Origin of the sequence: Pseudonocardia sp., assembly GCF_025965585.1 — a bacterium.
Lineage (GTDB): Bacteria > Actinomycetota > Actinomycetes > Mycobacteriales > Pseudonocardiaceae > Pseudonocardia.
This window is the reverse complement of record NZ_JAOPWR010000240.1, coordinates 1-14,810: the sequence shown is the minus strand read 5'-3', so window position 1 is coordinate 14,810 and position 14,810 is coordinate 1. Positions and strand designations below refer to the sequence as shown.

General features: G+C 70.7%; 14 protein-coding genes. 6 read left to right on the top strand and 8 right to left on the bottom strand.

Annotated elements, in window-relative coordinates; translation table 11 throughout:
* The coding region (locus JWR81_RS15590) for an MEDS domain-containing protein (RefSeq protein WP_297652252.1) at positions 1-570 on the top strand (570 nt) is incomplete at its 5' end.
* On the opposite strand, the gene JWR81_RS15585 is transcribed toward JWR81_RS15590, so the two are convergent.
* Positions 547-1,251 carry an alpha/beta hydrolase gene (locus tag JWR81_RS15585; protein ID WP_297652249.1) on the bottom strand — a complete coding sequence of 235 codons (705 nt, stop codon included), beginning with the start codon at positions 1,249-1,251 and terminating at the stop codon, positions 547-549. The two genes, JWR81_RS15590 and JWR81_RS15585, sit on opposite strands and share 24 nt — an antisense overlap.
* 257 nt (positions 1,252-1,508) lie before the next feature.
* Between JWR81_RS15585 and JWR81_RS15580 the strand changes: the two genes are divergently transcribed.
* Entirely contained in the window at positions 1,509-2,645 is a 1,137-nt protein-coding gene (locus tag JWR81_RS15580) for a hypothetical protein (protein WP_297652246.1), read from the top strand.
* Positions 2,646-2,665: 20 nt separating this feature from the next.
* Here the strand turns inward: JWR81_RS15580 and zwf are convergent, their stop codons facing one another.
* Positions 2,666-4,045 (bottom strand): glucose-6-phosphate dehydrogenase, encoded by a 1,380-nt coding sequence (zwf, locus tag JWR81_RS15575; protein ID WP_297652243.1) that lies wholly within the window; start codon positions 4,043-4,045, stop codon positions 2,666-2,668.
* Positions 4,046-4,276: 231 nt separating this feature from the next.
* Between zwf and JWR81_RS15570 the strand changes: the two genes are divergently transcribed.
* A complete protein-coding gene (locus JWR81_RS15570; protein WP_297652240.1) occupies positions 4,277-4,747 on the top strand; it encodes a GreA/GreB family elongation factor in 471 nt (156 codons plus the stop codon).
* Between the two features lie 26 nt (positions 4,748-4,773).
* Here the strand turns inward: JWR81_RS15570 and JWR81_RS15565 are convergent, their stop codons facing one another.
* Positions 4,774-5,274: a hypothetical protein gene (locus tag JWR81_RS15565; RefSeq protein ID WP_297652237.1), complete on the bottom strand. Its 501-nt coding sequence runs from the start codon at positions 5,272-5,274 to the stop codon at positions 4,774-4,776.
* A 371-nt stretch (positions 5,275-5,645) separates the two neighbouring features.
* Between JWR81_RS15565 and JWR81_RS15560 the strand changes: the two genes are divergently transcribed.
* Both JWR81_RS15560 and JWR81_RS15555 read left to right on the top strand, forming a co-directional pair.
* Positions 5,646-6,608, top strand: a complete 963-nt coding sequence (locus tag JWR81_RS15560) for an AraC family transcriptional regulator (RefSeq protein WP_297652230.1) — start codon at positions 5,646-5,648, stop codon at positions 6,606-6,608.
* Positions 6,609-6,674: 66 nt separating this feature from the next.
* Positions 6,675-7,568, top strand: coding sequence for a PrsW family glutamic-type intramembrane protease (locus tag JWR81_RS15555; protein WP_297652227.1), 894 nt, complete (start codon positions 6,675-6,677; stop codon positions 7,566-7,568).
* A 37-nt stretch (positions 7,569-7,605) separates the two neighbouring features.
* On the opposite strand, the gene JWR81_RS15550 is transcribed toward JWR81_RS15555, so the two are convergent.
* Genes JWR81_RS15550 through JWR81_RS15530 form a run of 5 tightly spaced genes read right to left on the bottom strand, consistent with a single transcriptional unit; the run spans position 7,606 to position 12,379 of the window.
* Positions 7,606-8,721, bottom strand: a complete 1,116-nt coding sequence (locus JWR81_RS15550; protein ID WP_297652224.1) for an acyl-CoA dehydrogenase family protein — start codon at positions 8,719-8,721, stop codon at positions 7,606-7,608.
* 12 nt (positions 8,722-8,733) lie between these two features.
* A complete protein-coding gene (locus JWR81_RS15545; RefSeq protein WP_297652221.1) occupies positions 8,734-9,966 on the bottom strand; it encodes an acyl-CoA dehydrogenase family protein in 1,233 nt (410 codons plus the stop codon).
* On the bottom strand, positions 9,963-10,361 hold the full coding sequence (locus tag JWR81_RS15540) for an OB-fold domain-containing protein (RefSeq protein WP_297652218.1): 399 nt from the start codon (positions 10,359-10,361) through the stop codon (positions 9,963-9,965). Before JWR81_RS15540 ends, JWR81_RS15545 begins: the two co-directional genes overlap by 4 nt.
* 12 nt (positions 10,362-10,373) lie before the next feature.
* Complete coding sequence (locus tag JWR81_RS15535; protein WP_297652217.1) at positions 10,374-11,543, bottom strand: thiolase family protein; 1,170 nt, start codon at positions 11,541-11,543, stop codon at positions 10,374-10,376.
* A gap of 11 nt (positions 11,544-11,554) precedes the next feature.
* Positions 11,555-12,379, bottom strand: coding sequence for a crotonase/enoyl-CoA hydratase family protein (locus JWR81_RS15530; RefSeq protein WP_297652214.1), 825 nt, complete (start codon positions 12,377-12,379; stop codon positions 11,555-11,557).
* Positions 12,380-12,703: 324 nt separating this feature from the next.
* Between JWR81_RS15530 and JWR81_RS15525 the strand changes: the two genes are divergently transcribed.
* Positions 12,704-14,810: CoA transferase (locus JWR81_RS15525; RefSeq protein WP_297652211.1), on the top strand; the 2,107-nt coding region annotated here is incomplete at its 3' end.

The following is a 14,810-nucleotide window of genomic DNA, read 5'->3' as shown; positions in this document are numbered from 1 at the left end:
GCGCTCGTGGCCGGACGAGATCACCGAGACGCGATCTTGCGCCCCTTCCTCAGCGAGGGGATGGGAGCAGGACACAAGTGCCTGGTCGGACTGGCCGAACCGAACCCCTGGCAGACCACGCGCACGTTGTTGCCGGCTCTCGACCCGGAGCGCCTGCGATCGGCGGGCCAACTGGATGTTCTCGGGACCCGCGACCCGCAGTTCTCGCCCGACGACTTCTCCGTCCCGGCCATGCTGGCATTCTGGGCGACCGCCACCGACGAGGCCAAAGCAGGCGGCTACGAGTTCGCGCGACTCACCGCGGAAGCCCACTGGTGGAGTCCCCAGCTCCCGCACACCGATGCTCTTATCGAGTACGAGTCCGCGCTCAACGCCTTCGTGCACGATCGCGACGTCGCGATCTTGTGTGTGTACGACATCGAGGAGTACGGCTGGATGCTGGTCGACCTCATGAGGAGCCATCCGCGTGTGCTGATCAACGAGGTCGAGTTCACCAACCCGTACTACACCCTCCCCCGGTTGGAGCGCGCCGGACGCAGCGCGGCATCAGCGCGAGGGCGCAGGCCGTGAGGCGGAGGGGGCGCCCCGCGACCCCTGCCCCCCGCCGAGTCGCAGGGGGAACCAGTCCCGCGCGAGCTCGGCGACGAGAGAGATGGCCTGGGGATCCTCGTGCACGACCGATGCCCCCGGGACCCGTCCCACGCGCGCGGTGCGCGGGAACAGGTCCTCCGCCTGCTCGTTGAGCTCCCGCACCGCGCCGTCGAGCTCGCCGACCACGAGCAACGTCGGGCACCGCACGAGCCGGACGAACTCGCCGGCGAGGTCGGGCCGGCCCGCACGGGAGAACACGGCGCGCACCCAGCCCGGCCGGGCCACGGCCGCGATGAGAGCACCGGCGACCCCGGTGCCGGTTCCGCACAGTCCCCCGCGGAGGCCGGCGGTCGGCGGGTGCTTGGCGAGGTGGTCCGCCAGGGCGATCACCCGCGGCCCCAGCGTCGTGGGGTCGAACCGGGCCTCGACACCGGCGTCCGTCTCCTGCTCCTCGGTGGTGAGCAGGTTGACCAGCACGGTGCCGATCCGCTTCTGCTGCAGCGCGTCCGCGATCCGGGCATCACTCGCGTCGTGCCGGTTGCTGCCGAGCGCATGCACGAACAGCACGACGCCACGGGCCTCCTCGGGTACGTTGACGACACCCTCGAGCTCGAGACCGATGACCTCGATCGTGGTCTGCTGCGGAACCGTCTCCACCATGTCCTCGATGCTCGCCGGTCCGGCCGGTTCGCGCGTCGGCCCCGGTGAGTGAAGGGGCGACGGCGGGCTGGACCCCGAAGGACGGTGCGGTGCACGAACCGGGCGAGGGTGTGGACCCCCGGTGCCTGCCGGTGACGTCGCGCGGCTGCACTGTCAGGTCAGGGTGCCGCGTGCTCAGTGGCCTCCTCGGGCCGTGCCCCCTGTCGCGGCCGGGCGACAGGATCTGACACGGCGGCAGGATTTCTGAGGAGGCCACGATGCTCACCGGGGAAGACATCCGACGCATCCTGCAGGTGCGCGGCGACGGAGTGCCCGTCGTATCGCTCTATGCGCAGTCACCGGCCAACCCCCACAACGAGAGGGAGATGCACAGCAGGGTCGACAGCCTGCTCTCGGAGATCCGTCCGATCGCCACGGACGAGTCGGTCGGGCGGGAGGCGCGGCTGTCGATCCGCTCCGACATCGAGCACATCCTGGACCACATGACCCGCCACGAGTGGCGCCCCGGCTCCATGGCCATCTTCAGCTGCTCGGGTCGTCAGATCTTCGAGGAGGTCGACCTCCCCGATCCGGTCCGCGACCGGATCGTGCTGGACACCACTCCGTGGACCCGGCCGATGCTCGCGGTACTGGCGCAGTACCACCGGATGTGCATGGTGACCGTCGACTACGGCGAGGCGACGGTGTGGGAGCTCTATCAGGACGAGCTCCGCGAGCTGCACCAGCACCGGGACCAGAAGCTGCGCAAGCAGAGCCCGTCGTCCACGCGCCACGACGAGTTGCGCGACAAGGCCGCGGAGTACTCCAAGAAGCACCTGCGCGAGGCGGCCGAGTCGGTCGGCCGTCTCTTCGACACCGAGGCATTCGACCTGCTCGCCGTCGGCGGCCGGCCGCACGAGATCCCGCATTTCCTCGACGTTCTGCCCAACGACCTCCGCCAACGGGTCATCGCCACGTTCACCGTCGACCCGGACGAGCCCGCACCGGCTCAGATCCGGGAGCGCGGCATCGAGATCCTGGAGAAGCACGCGGCCGACGAGCAACGGCAGCGGGTGGCCGAACTGTTCGACACCCTCGGCAGCGGAGGGCGCGCCACGCTCGGGCTCGAGAGCTGCCTCTGGGCGTGCGCAGCCGTCGCGATCGACCGGCTACTGGTCGAGTACCAGGCCGAGGCCCCGGGGGTCGTGTGCGACTTCGACGGCTGGATGGGCCTGGGAGGCACCGAGTGCCCCGTGTGCGGGCGCCCGGTGCGGGCCGCAGCCGACATCGTCGACGAGATGGTCGAGTCGGTGATCGACGGCGGCGGCTCGGTCACCCAGGTGAAGGTCGAGACCGACCTGCGGGGCCACCTCGCCGGTGCGACACTGCATTTCCCGCTCCCGCCCGAACCGTAGGTAGCGGGCTCTCCGGGACGTCAGTCCGGCAGGCGCCAACCCCGCTCCCCCGGGAGCTTCAGCGCGTCGGCGGGACCCCACGACGCCCTCGGGTACCGCTGGGGCATCGGCGGGTCCTTCAGCAGGGGATCGCACAGGGCCCAGATCAGCTCGACCTCCTCGGTGCTCGTGAACAGGGTCGCGTCGCCCCGCATCACGTCGAGCAGCAGACGCTCGTAGGCCTCGAGCGGCCACGAACCGGGGAAGGCCTCCTGCAGATCGATCCGCATCCGGCCCCGGCCGAGCGCGAGCTCGGGTCCGGGCACCTTGGCACGGACGTCGACGAAGATCTTCGGATCGTCGGTGAGCTCGAGGACGAGCTCGTTGCAGGTGGTGTCGACGTCGCCGGGGAACATCTTGAGAGGAGGCTCCCTGAAGCCGAGCGTGACGGTGCGCCGGCTCGCGGCCAGGGCCTTGCCCGTCCGCAGGTAGAAGGGGACGCCGACCCAGCGCCAGTCGTCCACGTGGACCTCCATGGCCACGAAGGTCTCGACGACCGAGCACGCGTCCACACCGGCCTCGTCGCAGTACCCCTCGTACTGACCGAAGACCACCCGGTCGCGGTCCAGGGGCCGGATAGCGCGGAAGACCTTGACCACCTCGTGGTGCAGTGAGTCCGCGTCCAGTCGCACCGGCGGCTCCATCGCCACGAAGCCGAGGAGCTGGAACAGGTGCGTCGAGATCATGTCCCGGAACGTCCCCGTGGACTCCATGAACTCCGATCGGCCCTGGATGTCGAGCTGCTCCGGCACATCGATCTGCACGTAGCACACGTGCTGGTGGTTCCACACCGGCTCGAACAAGCCGTTCGCGAAGCGCAGCGCCAGGATGTTCTGCACCGCCTCCTTGCCCAGGAAGTGGTCGATCCGATAGATCTGCCGCTCGTCGAACACCTCGTGCAGGGTCGCGTTGAGCTGCCGGGCCGACTGCAGATCCCTGCCGAACGGCTTCTCGAGGACCAGCTTGGCGCCCTCGTTCAGGCCGAAGGTACCGATCACGCGCACCACGGACTCGGTCGCCGACGGCGGGATCGCCAGGTAGAACAGCGACTTCGCATCGGACCCCAGCTCCTTCAGCGCAGCCCGCACAGCCTGAGCCAGGTCGCCGTAGTCGTCGTCCGGAGCGGCCACGAACCTGATGCGGGCGGCGAAGTCCCGCCACATCTCGGACTCGATCTCACCGCGGAACGCGCGCACCGCCTCCAGGACCATGACCGGGAACGCCTCCGGCGAATCCAGTGTGGCCCGGCTCGAGCAGATGATCTGGAACTTCTCCGGCATCAGTCCGGCCTGCCACAGGTGGAACAGCCCTGGGAACAGCTTGCGGCGGGCCAGATCCCCGGTGGCGCCGAAGACGACCACCACATGAGGGTCCAGATGGGCGGTTGTATCGGAGCGGCTTCCCGCCGGGCCGTTCGGTTGTGGCTGAGCAGACATTCCCACACTCCTCCCTGTCGACGGGCTCGACCGTGCATTCCGTAAGGCTGGTGGTCGGCGCTGCTGCACACATCGGCCTCCCGGGGTGGCTCAGCGCCTCGATTCCGCTCTGCCAGGCGGAAGAGGACGGTCGTGCACTCCTGTCAGGGTCACGCCATGGTCGGCCACGACGAACGTCATGCCCTGCTGGACGAGCTGGACCTGCTCCGCAAGCGTCGCGCGGAGCTGGAGGGCGGCCTGACCCTCGACGACGCTCCACAGGACTTCGGCGAGCGGTCGGAGGCGACGATGCGGCGCGACGAGCTGGACTGGATCGATCGCAAGATCCGCGACCTCACGCACTTCCTCCATCTCAACTCCCGTCGCGACGACGTGCCGCCGGACCGGGTGGGGACGGGCAGCCTGGTGACGCTCCGCTATGCGAACGGTGAACGGGAGACGCTGAAGGTCACCGACGTCCCGGACGACGACTTCCCCACCATCGCGACGGACAGCCCGCTCGGTCGGGCGGTCCTCGGCGCCCCGGTCGGTGCCGAGATCAGCTGGACGGCGCCCGAGGGCCGGATGCACGCCCGCGTCGAGGACCACGTGCCCTCGGACGCCGCGCCGGTGCGCCCTGGAGAGTGACGCTCGGACGCCGATGGGCCCCGCGGTCAGCCCGCCATCGGCACCGACACGGTCACCGGCCCCGCGTTGCGGAACCGGAACGTCACCGGCGTGTCCAGCCCGGTGGGCAGGAGACGGTCGGTGACGAGCACGACGCGGACCTCGCCGTAGACCAGCGGGCTGGGGGGCGGCGTCGGATCGGTGTCGCTGACGACGTTCCTGCCGCGCGGGATCCGGGTGGTGCCCGTCACGAGCACCTGGGTGGCCACCGGGCTGGTCACCGCCAGGAGCTCGTCGTCGGCACCGCCGTAGTTGGCGATCGTGGCCTGCACCGGCACGCTCGACCCGACGGGGTACCGGCCCGTCGGGTCCGTCGGGTACGGCATCCAGACATTGCGCAGGGCGATGCCGGCACCTCCGTCGGCCGACGCCCCGGTGACCGCGGACAGCTGGGCGTCCGTCTGGGTGATCTGGCCCGCACCACAGCCGCTCAGCGTGAGGCCGGCACCGAGGCAGACGGCCAGGCCCCAGGCCACGGGCGGGGCCATCCGGGTCCTCGATGAACGCGTCGCCGCGCCGGTGTCCATGGGGCCCACCCTCACAGCCGGAGCCGGAGCGCGCCTGCGCCCCGCAAGCCGGGATCCGGCACCCGGATTCACACCGGCGGGGCCATGCCCGGCCACTCCCTGCCGTGCCCGCTCACTGCAGATGCGCCGGGTCGACCTACCGGGCCGAGCCGACCCACCCAGGTTGCGTCTCCGGGACCGAATCGCAGCCGGTGCCGCACTGCGACGGTGGTGACCGCACGGTGAGGTCGGGCCGGCGCCGACCTCAGCACCCCCACACCTTCTTCGGAGCCTGTCGTGACACTCATGCGTTTCGACCATCCCGAGAGCTCGATCGCCCGGCAGGTGTTCCGGTGACCGGCCCGCGGTTCTCGGACTTCCACGAGACCGACGTCGGCAGGGCCGAGACCCAGCAGCGCGCGGCCGTGCGACTCGACCACGCGCCCGCATCGCAGTTCGGGTTCCACACCCACACCGTCACGCGCGGCCCGCTCCGGGTGGAGGCGACCCGGTGCACCGACGGGATCCACGTCCAGGTACTGACCGACGAGCCCACCTACGCGGTCGGGCTCCCCGTACGGGGGCCGGTGCACACCGATCACCGCGGCCGGGAGCTCGACCTCGGTCCGGGCCAGGCCGCCGTCTTCACCCCCGCGGAGGAGGCGGAGATGTCCAGCAACGATCGCTTCGACGTCCTGCTGGTCCGGGTCAGGTCGGCAGCGCTGGAGGACGCACTCGAGGCGCTGCTCGGCCGTGCCGTGCGGCGCCCGCTGCCGCTGCCCGCCTCCATGGCCCTCGACACCACGGCCGGCGCGGCCTGGTCGGACACGGTCCGGCTGGTCGCGGACGCGACGCCCGGCGCGACGTCGGTGCTGGCCAGCCCGATGAGCGCGGAGCCGCTCCAGTACGCGCTGCTGGCCCGGCTGCTGCTCGCGTCCGACCATCCCGAGCGCGAGGCACTCGACGCACGCGTCCCGTCGTGGGCGCCCCGCACGGTGCGCAACTGCGTCGACTCCATCGAGGACCAGCCGGAGCGCCCGATGACGCTGGCGAGCCTCGCAGCAGAAGTCGGTCTGAGCGTCCGCGCGCTCGAAGGATGTTGGATGCGGCATCGCTCCGTGCCGCCCGGGGAGGACGTCGGGCGGGTACGGCTCGGGCGAGCGCACCGGGACCTGGAGTTCTACCGGCCCGGGGAGACCACGGTGGCCACGGTCGCGACGTCGTGGGGCTTCCGCCCGGAGCCGTTCGTGAACGCCTACGGCACCCGCTTCGGCCGGCCCCCGGCGCAGACGCTCCGCGGTCACGCGTACGCGTGACCCCATCGCACGAATCCCCTGCATCGGCGCCCGTTGTGGGCGGCGCCCTGCCGACGAGGAGCCGACATGACCACCACGACACCCACCAAGCAACGAGGCGTCTGGCTCAACATCTTCGGATGGGGACTCCTGCTCTGGCTCCTCGCCGCCGCCGTCACCTACCTCACGGCCAACGTCATCCTCATCCCCACCCTCGTCCTCCTCGGCAGCTTCCTCGTCCCCGCCAGCTTCGTCGCCTGGGCCTACCAACGCCGCAGCACCGGCGAGATCACCACCGAACTCCTCTTCCAAACCTTCCTCATCGGCGGCATCCTCGGCGTCCTCGCCGCCTCCCTCGCCGAGACCTACCTCCTCCGCCCCTCACCCTGGATGTTCTTCGGCGTCGGACTCATCGAAGAAGCCGTCAAACTCACCGCCCTCGCCTTCTGCACCCGCCACCTCCACACCCGCACCCCCCGCGACGGCATGATCCTCGGCGCCACCGTCGGCTTCGGCTTCGCCGCCTTCGAATCCGCCGGCTACGCCCTCGTCGCCTCCTTCACCCTCCACGGACTCTCCCTCACCGACCTCGTCAGCACCGAACTCCTCCGCGGCCTCCTCACCCCCGTCGGACACGGCCTCTGGACCGCCATCCTCGGCGGCATCCTCTTCGCCACCACCAAGAACAACCGCTACACCATCACCACCAAACTCATCGCCGCCCTCATCGGCGTCTCACTCCTGCACGGACTCTGGGACTCCATGGACAGCATCGCCGTCCTCGTCACCTACGTCATCGCCGGCCAACCCTGGCAGTACCAACTCCTCCAACTCGGCTACCTCCCCGAGCCCACCGAAACCCAGGTACAGACCTTCACCGCACTCACCTGGATCGGCCGGGCCGGAGTATCCGTGATCGGAGTGCTCTGGCTCGCCGAACTCCTCCGCCACACCCGACGACACGAACCGGTCCAGGGCTGAGCCACGTGCGATCGGGGCGCCGGGGCAGGTGGACGCCTCAGACGCCGATTCGCTGCGCGAGTGCCTCGCGGTGGGCGAAGGCGTCGCCGAGGAACACCTCGGAGGACCGGGCGCGCTTGTAGAACAGGTGCGCCGCCACCTCCCAGGTGAAGCCCATTCCGCCGTGGAACTGGATGTTCTGATGGGCGGCGGTCACGAAGGCCTCGCTGCAGTAGGCCTTGGCCAGCGAGGCGGCGGCGGGCAGCTCGTCGTTGTCCTGGCTCGCGGCCTCGAGGGCGTAGTAGGCAGCCGACCTCGCCGACTCGACCTCGACCAGCACGTCGGCGGCCATGTGCTTGAGCGCCTGGAACGCGCCGATGGGCTGGCCGAACTGCACGCGGGTCTTCAGGTACTCGGTGGACTGGTCGAGCGCGGCCTGGGCCCCGCCCGCCTGCTCGGCCGCGAGACCGACGGCCGCGAAGTCCAGCACGCGCTGCAGGACCCGCCACCCGCCGCCCTCGGTCCCGAGGAGCCGCGCCGGGGTGGCGTCGAACTCGACCACGGCGAGCTTGCGGGTCCGGTCGAGGGTGATCGACGGGCGGCGGGTCACCCCGGCCGCATCGGCGTCGACGGCGAAGAGCGAGATCCCGCTCGCGGTGACCGCGGGCACGATGATCAGCTTCGCGGTGGTCCCGTCGAGCACGAAGTGCTTGGCCCCGGTGAGCATCCAGCCGTCCGGCGTGGGGGTGGCCGGCAGGGTGACGCCCTCGGCGTCCCAACGGCCCCCTTCCTCGGTCAGCGCGACGGTGGCGATGAGCGAGCCGTCGGCGATCGCGGGCAGGTACTGCTGCTTGGCCTCCTCGTCACCGGACTCGAGCAGGGTGGTCGCGGCGAGCACGACCGTGGCGAAGTACGGCGCGCACAGCAGCGCGCGACCCGCCTCCTCCAGCACGATCCCCAGCTCGGTCCAGCCCGCGCCCTGGCCGCCGTACTGCTCCGGGATCGCGATGCCCTGCAGTCCTGCCTCGCGGCCCATCTGCGTCCACACCGCGGGGTCGTAACCCTCCTCGGTCTCCATCAACCTGCGAACCTCGGACTCCGGGGACTTGTCCGCCAGGAAATTCCGGACGACGCCGCGCAGCTGTTCCTGGTCCTCGGTGAACGTTCCGAACATCTGTTGTTCCTCCTACCGCTCGACCGGGCCGGCGGTGCCGCCCTTGCGCGCGTCCTTGAACGGCACGCCCTTGTCGGGCTCGTAGCCCTTGGGCAGGCCGAGGATCCGCTCGCCGATGATGTTCCGCTGGATCTGGTCGGTGCCGCCGCCGATCGAGTTGATGAACGACCACATCATCTCGTGGTCGACCTCGTAGGCCTCGGAGTCGGCGGGGTCGTAGAGCATCCCGCGTGCCCCGAGCAGGCGGAACTTCAGCGCCCAGGACGAGTGCAGGATGCGGGACTTCGCCAGCTTGCCCAGCGACGCGAGGGAGGAACCGCCACCGCCCTCGATCTGGGCCTTTGCCCGGACGCCGTTCCACTGGTTCACCAGCCGCCAGGAATGGATCCGCATGATCTCCTGACGGACGGCGTCGTCGTCCAGCCTGCCCGCCGCACGTGCGGCCTCGATCAGGTCCTTCGACTCGGCGAACAGCGGCGCGCGGTCACCCTCCTGGCGCGTCCTGGCACCGAGCTCGATGCCCATGACCCGCCGCTCCTCCTTCAGCGCCGTCTGCAGCACCCGCCAGCCGTTGTTCAGCTCGCCGACGAGGCTGCCCGCCGGGATGCGGACGTCGGTGAGGAAGACCTCGTTGAAGTCCGACTCGCCGGTGATCTGCTTGATCGGGCGGACCTCGATGCCCGGCAGGTCCATCGGGATGATGAAGAAGCTGATGCCTGCATGCTTGGGGACGTCCGGGTCGGTCCGGGCGAGCAGCAGGCCGCACTCGGCCTCGTGGCCGCCGGTGGTCCAGATCTTCTGTCCGTTGACCACGAACTCGTCACCGTCGCGCTCGGCCCGGGTCTGCAGTCCGGCCAGGTCGGAGCCGTTGCCGGGCTCGGAGTAGAGCAGGCAGCCGTTGAGCCACTCACCGGACAGCAGTTTCGGCAGGACCTCGCGCTTGAGCTCGGGCGAGCCGAACTCGACGACCGTCGCGCCTGCGAGGGCGGGGAACCCGATGCGTTCGACGGCCGCGCCGCGCGCCTTCGCCTCCCGGAACTCAGCAGCGACGATCTTGGCGTCCCGGGCCGAGAGGCCACGTCCGAACGAGTCCAGCGGCCAGGTCGGGGCGGACCAGCCCGCCTCGACGACGCGGGCGCGCCAGTCGGCGTCGTCGACACCCTTCCAGTTCTCCGCCAGCCAGGAGCGCACCTCCTCGGCGAGAGGGTTCGCCGTCTCCGGCGCCTGTGTCTGATCGACGCTCATCGCGCCACCCTTCCGAGAGCGGTGAAGTAGGGGACGGTCTCCTCGCCGGCGAGCCGGAAGGCGACCTCGACACGGCGACCCATGAGATCGTCGTCAGGGTCGACGCCCTCGATCGACGTCCACCACCACGGGCCCTCGTCGAGCTCGACGACGCCCACGGGGCGACGGCTGGTCGAGCCGTCCGGCTCGCGCCGGTGCACGACCGCCCAGCTCACGACGGTGCCCGTACCTGCGGCGGGGACGCGTTCGTAACGCTCCGGATCGGCGGACGTGTCGAACTGCGGCTCGAACACCTCGCCCGTGCGGGTGTCCCGGACGAGCAGGAACTCGCCCCGCGTGGTGCCGTCGAAGAAGTCTGCGGTCGCCGCGTCGCGGCGGACCGGGATCGTTGCCATGGTGGTCCCCTCTCAGGCGTCCGTGCCGAGGATCAGCGTCGAGTGGTAGTCCAGGACGCCGCCGTTACCGGAGACGAGCACCCGGTCGTGCTTGTCGACCTGGCGCTCGCCGCCCTGGCCGCGGGCCTGGACGACCGCCTCGTACAGAGGGGTCATGCCCCACATGTAGAAGGCGCTGAGCTCACCGCCACCGGTGTTGACCTTGAGTTTGCCCCCGGGTCCGAGCATCCCGGGCTCGGCGAGGGCGGGTCCGCCCTCGCCCTTGGGCACGAAGCCGTAGTCCTCGAGGGTGAGCAGGGCGGTGTAGGTGTAGCAGTCGTAGACCTCGACGACGTCGATCTCGTCGAGTGTCGTCCCGGCCATCTTCAGCGCCCGGGGACCGGCGGAGGCTGCCCCGCTCACCAGGCCGAAGTCGTCGTTGCGGATCCCGGTGCGGCCGGGGTGGGACTGGGCCCAGCCGAGGACCCGCACCGGTGGCTGCCGCAGCGCCCGCGCCCGGTCGAGCGAGGTGACGATCACGGCCACCCCGCCGTTGCTGACCAGACAGCAGTCGTAGAGATGGAACGGCTCGGCGATGTAGCGGCTGGCGTGGTACTCCTCGAGCGTCAGCGGGGTGCCGTGGAACTGGGCGATCGGGTTGAGCTGCGCCCACTCCCGCTGCGCGACGGCGATGTGCCCGAAGTGGTCCTGTGTCGTCCCGTACCTGTCCATGTGCCGGCGGGCGGCGAGGGCGTACATCGTGTTGGCCGAGTAGATGCCGTTGGCCGCGGTGATGCCGCGCCAACCGGAGGGGGCGGACGCGGCCTTGGTGTACGCCGCCGAGGACGACTTGCTCTTGTCCTTGAGCGGGTCGTCGGCCCAGACCACGGCGATGGTGTCCGCCATGCCGGACTGCACCGCCATGGACGCGTACTGGACCATCTGGGCCGCGGTCGAGCCGTAGCCTTGCATGTAGGTGAGGACCTGCAGGTCGGTGAGGCCCAGCACACCCTGCAGGTCGACGCCGAGCGAGGCGGTCAGCCCGCCGGAGACGAGGAGGCCGTCGAGGTCCGCGAGCGCGAGCCCTGCGTCCTCCGTGGCCAGCCGCACTGCTTCCGCGGCGAACTGCGGTGCCGTCTTCCCGTACACCTTGCCTTGTGCGGTGATACCGAGCCCGGCGATCGCCGGCTCCTTGTTCGGCATGTTCGTGCCTCCTACTTCCCCTGCCAGCGTGGGGCTCGCTTCTCAGCGAACGCCCGCATGCCCTCGCGCGCGTCGGCGCTCGCGATGACGGCCTTGCTCTCTTCGGTTGATCGGGCCCAGTCCGGCCCCTCGGCCGCCACGGTCCCGTCGGTGATGCCCCGGGCGAGGCGCTTGCTCGCCTGAACGGCGACGGGGGCGTTGGCCATGATCCGTTCGGCGAGCTCGAAGGCCGCGTCGAGCAGGTGCCCGGCGGGGACCACGCGGTTGACCAGCCCGAGCTGCAGCGCCGTCTGCGCGGGGATCGGTTCGCCGGTGAGGATCGCCTCCAGCGCGATCTTGGCCGGGATCTGCCGGCCGAGACGGAACGAGCCACCCGCGCCCGCGATGATCCCGCGCTTGACCTCGGGCAACCCGAAGGTCGCGGTCTCGACGGCGACGGCGAGGTCGCTGGCGAGCACGATCTCCGTCCCACCGCCGAGGGCGAAGCCGTTGACCGCGGCGATGACGGGCTTCGAGATCGCGTGCTTGACGAAGCCTGCGAAGCCCCAGCGGGCGGCGCGCGGATCGTCGAGGAACACCCCGGCCGCGGCCTCCTTGAGGTCCTGGCCCGCGCAGAAGGACGCATCGCCCGCTCCGGTGACGATCACGACCCAGACGTCGTCGTGCTCGTCGGCGTAGTCGAGCGCCTCGCCGATCCCGAGCGTGACCGCGGCGTTGATCGCATTCCGCGCCTCCGGCCGGTCGATCGTCACCAGCAGCACGTGTCCGTGCAGCTCGGCGCGGACCGAGTCCCCGCCCCCCGTCGCCACGTGGATGGCTGTCGCGGAGTCCTCCATCTCGTCGTCACCTCGTTGTGTCTGTCGGCCGTGGTCGTGGCGTGGCCGTCGATGTGTGTGGCTTCCTCAGCCACGTTCGCACCTTCCGCGGCGGCAGTAAACGATCAGCTCGCTCACGACCACGTGAGCGGTCGGGAAACGTGTCGGTGTCGTGATCCGTGATGTACAGGCACGGGCTCGCAGGGCGATCATCGATCATGAACCGGTCGATCGACCGGCAGTCACGGCGACGAGGCAGCCGCCCCCGCAGGACCGGTCCGGACCGGCCCGCCGCCGGTCCGCGCGGAGCCCGGCCCGGCTCCGCCACCGACAAGGAGGTTGGTCATGAGCGACTCCACCCCCGGCTACGACGCACCGTTGCGCGGTGTCCGGGTCGTCGATCTGGTGTCCGGTCCGATGCAGACCGTCTCTCGGCATCTGCTGGACCTCGGTGCACACGTCACCCGCGTGCATCTCGCCGGGATCACCGGCGAGCGCGGGTTCGGGCCCGTCGTCGACGGTGTCGCGCTGGGCAGCGCGATCGCGGGTCACGGCGCGGAGGAGACCTCCATCGATCCCGCCACGACCGCGGGTCGGGACCGATGGGGCGGCCTCCTCGCGGCGGCGGATCTACTGATCGAGAACACCGCACCGGACAGCCCGGAGGAGGCACTGCTCGGGGTCCGGGTGATTCGCGAGGAACATCCCGGGCTCGTCGTCCTGTCGATCAGCGACTTCGGTCGCGACACGGAGTTCCGGACGTGGCGTGGCAGCACCCCGGTGTTCCATGCGCTCACCAGTGAGCTCTCCCGCTCGGGCCTGCCGGGCCGGGACCCGCTCGTTCCGCCGGGCGAGCTGCCCTATGACGTGGCAGCCGCCCAGGCCGCCTTCCTCGCCGTGAGCCTCTACCTGGACAGCCTGCGCACCGGCGTCGGTGAGCACATCGACTTCTCGGTCCTCGAGGGCGCGATGCAGGCACTGGACCCACCCTTCGGCATGACGGGCAGCGCGGCGGCCGGAGTTCCGCTGAGCCAGGCACCGCGGGGTCGCGTCGACGCGAGCCACATGTACCCGATCATCCCGTGCAAGGACGGCTACGTCCGCATCTGTGTGCTCGCGCGACGGCAGTGGCGCGGGATGTTCGAGTGGCTCGGACGGCCCGACGAGTTCGCCGACCCGAAGTACGACGACCTCAGGGTTCGCTTCGAGTCGCCGATCCTGCGCCCGGCGATCGCCCGGTTCTTCGCCGACAAGACGCGGGCCGAGCTGGAACAGCAGGGCCAGGACCACGGTGTGCCCGCGGCCGCCGTGCTGACCTCCGACGAGGCCCTCGGCACCGAGCAGGTCCGAGCACGCGGGTTCCTGCGGGAGATCGAGCTGGCGCCCGGCGTCGTCGCCCCGGTCCCGGCGGGTGTCGTCGAGATCGACGGGGCACGGGCGTGGGTGGACGATGTGCTCGTGCAGGAGATGGGCGAGCGGCCGCAGGCGAAGGCCCTGGCGGAACGTCCGCGGGCTCGGACGGATCTCCCCCTCGACGGTCTGCGCGTGCTCGACCTCGGGGTCATCGTTGTCGGTGGCGACACCGGTCGGCTCCTCGGCGACCTGGGCGCCGACGTCATCAAGATCGAGAACTCGGGCTTCCTCGACGGCGCACGTGCGTCGCTGGGCCCCCCGGCGATGGCGCCCGGGTTCGCCGCGGGCCACCGCAACAAGCGCAGCATCGGTGTCAACCTCCGGGATCCGGAGGGAGCTCGGATGATGCGTGAGCTGGTGCGCACCGCCGATGTGGTCCTGACGAACTTCAAGCCGGGCGTCATCACCTCACTGGGTCTCGACTACGACTCGCTGTGCGAGGTCAACCCCGGGATCGTCGTCGTCGACAGCTCGGCCTTCGGGTCGTCGGGGCCCTGGTCCCGGCGTCTGGGCTACGGGCCGCTGGTTCGCGCAGCCACGGGCTGCACGGCTCAGTGGACCTACCCCGGCGAGCCGGACACCTTCAGCGACGCGGTGACGGTCTACCCGGATCACGTGTGCGCGCGGATCGGGGCCCTGGCCGCGCTCGCGCTGATCGTCCGCCGTGAGCGGACCGGCCGGGGCGGCTCGGTCAGCGTCGCGCAGTCCGAGGTGATGCTCAGCCACTTCGGTGCCGTGATCGCCGCGGAGCGACTCGCCGGGGACCCGGCAGGGGCCCGGGCCGAGCGCGACGCCCCGTGGGGCGTGTTCCCTGCGGCGGGCGACGACGAATGGGTCGCCGTGACCGTGGACGGCGACGACGACTTCGTCGCGCTCTGCGCGGTGATCGAACGCCCGGACCTGGCGGTCGACCCGGAGCTGGCCGAGCCGGCGGGCCGCGCAGCCCATCGGGAACGGATCGAGGGGGCCGTCGCCGAATGGACGCGACGACATGCACCCGTCGACGCGATGACGGCTCTACAGACGGCGGGAGTGCCCG

What these genes read in the sequence shown, in the direction of transcription:
- JWR81_RS15585 (WP_297652249.1), bottom strand. Translation starts at nt 1,251, where the DNA reads ATGGTGGAGACGGTTCCGCAGCAGACCACGATCGAGGTCATCGGTCTC.
- JWR81_RS15580 (WP_297652246.1), top strand. Translation starts at nt 1,509, where the DNA reads ATGCTCACCGGGGAAGACATCCGACGCATCCTGCAGGTGCGCGGCGAC.
- JWR81_RS15570 (WP_297652240.1), top strand. Translation starts at nt 4,277, where the DNA reads ATGGTCGGCCACGACGAACGTCATGCCCTGCTGGACGAGCTGGACCTG.
- JWR81_RS15565 (WP_297652237.1), bottom strand. Translation starts at nt 5,274, where the DNA reads ATGGCCCCGCCCGTGGCCTGGGGCCTGGCCGTCTGCCTCGGTGCCGGC.
- JWR81_RS15555 (WP_297652227.1), top strand. Translation starts at nt 6,675, where the DNA reads ATGACCACCACGACACCCACCAAGCAACGAGGCGTCTGGCTCAACATC.
- JWR81_RS15550 (WP_297652224.1), bottom strand. Translation starts at nt 8,721, where the DNA reads ATGTTCGGAACGTTCACCGAGGACCAGGAACAGCTGCGCGGCGTCGTC.
- JWR81_RS15545 (WP_297652221.1), bottom strand. Translation starts at nt 9,966, where the DNA reads ATGAGCGTCGATCAGACACAGGCGCCGGAGACGGCGAACCCTCTCGCC.
- JWR81_RS15540 (WP_297652218.1), bottom strand. Translation starts at nt 10,361, where the DNA reads ATGGCAACGATCCCGGTCCGCCGCGACGCGGCGACCGCAGACTTCTTC.
- JWR81_RS15535 (WP_297652217.1), bottom strand. Translation starts at nt 11,543, where the DNA reads ATGCCGAACAAGGAGCCGGCGATCGCCGGGCTCGGTATCACCGCACAA.
- JWR81_RS15530 (WP_297652214.1), bottom strand. Translation starts at nt 12,379, where the DNA reads ATGGAGGACTCCGCGACAGCCATCCACGTGGCGACGGGGGGCGGGGAC.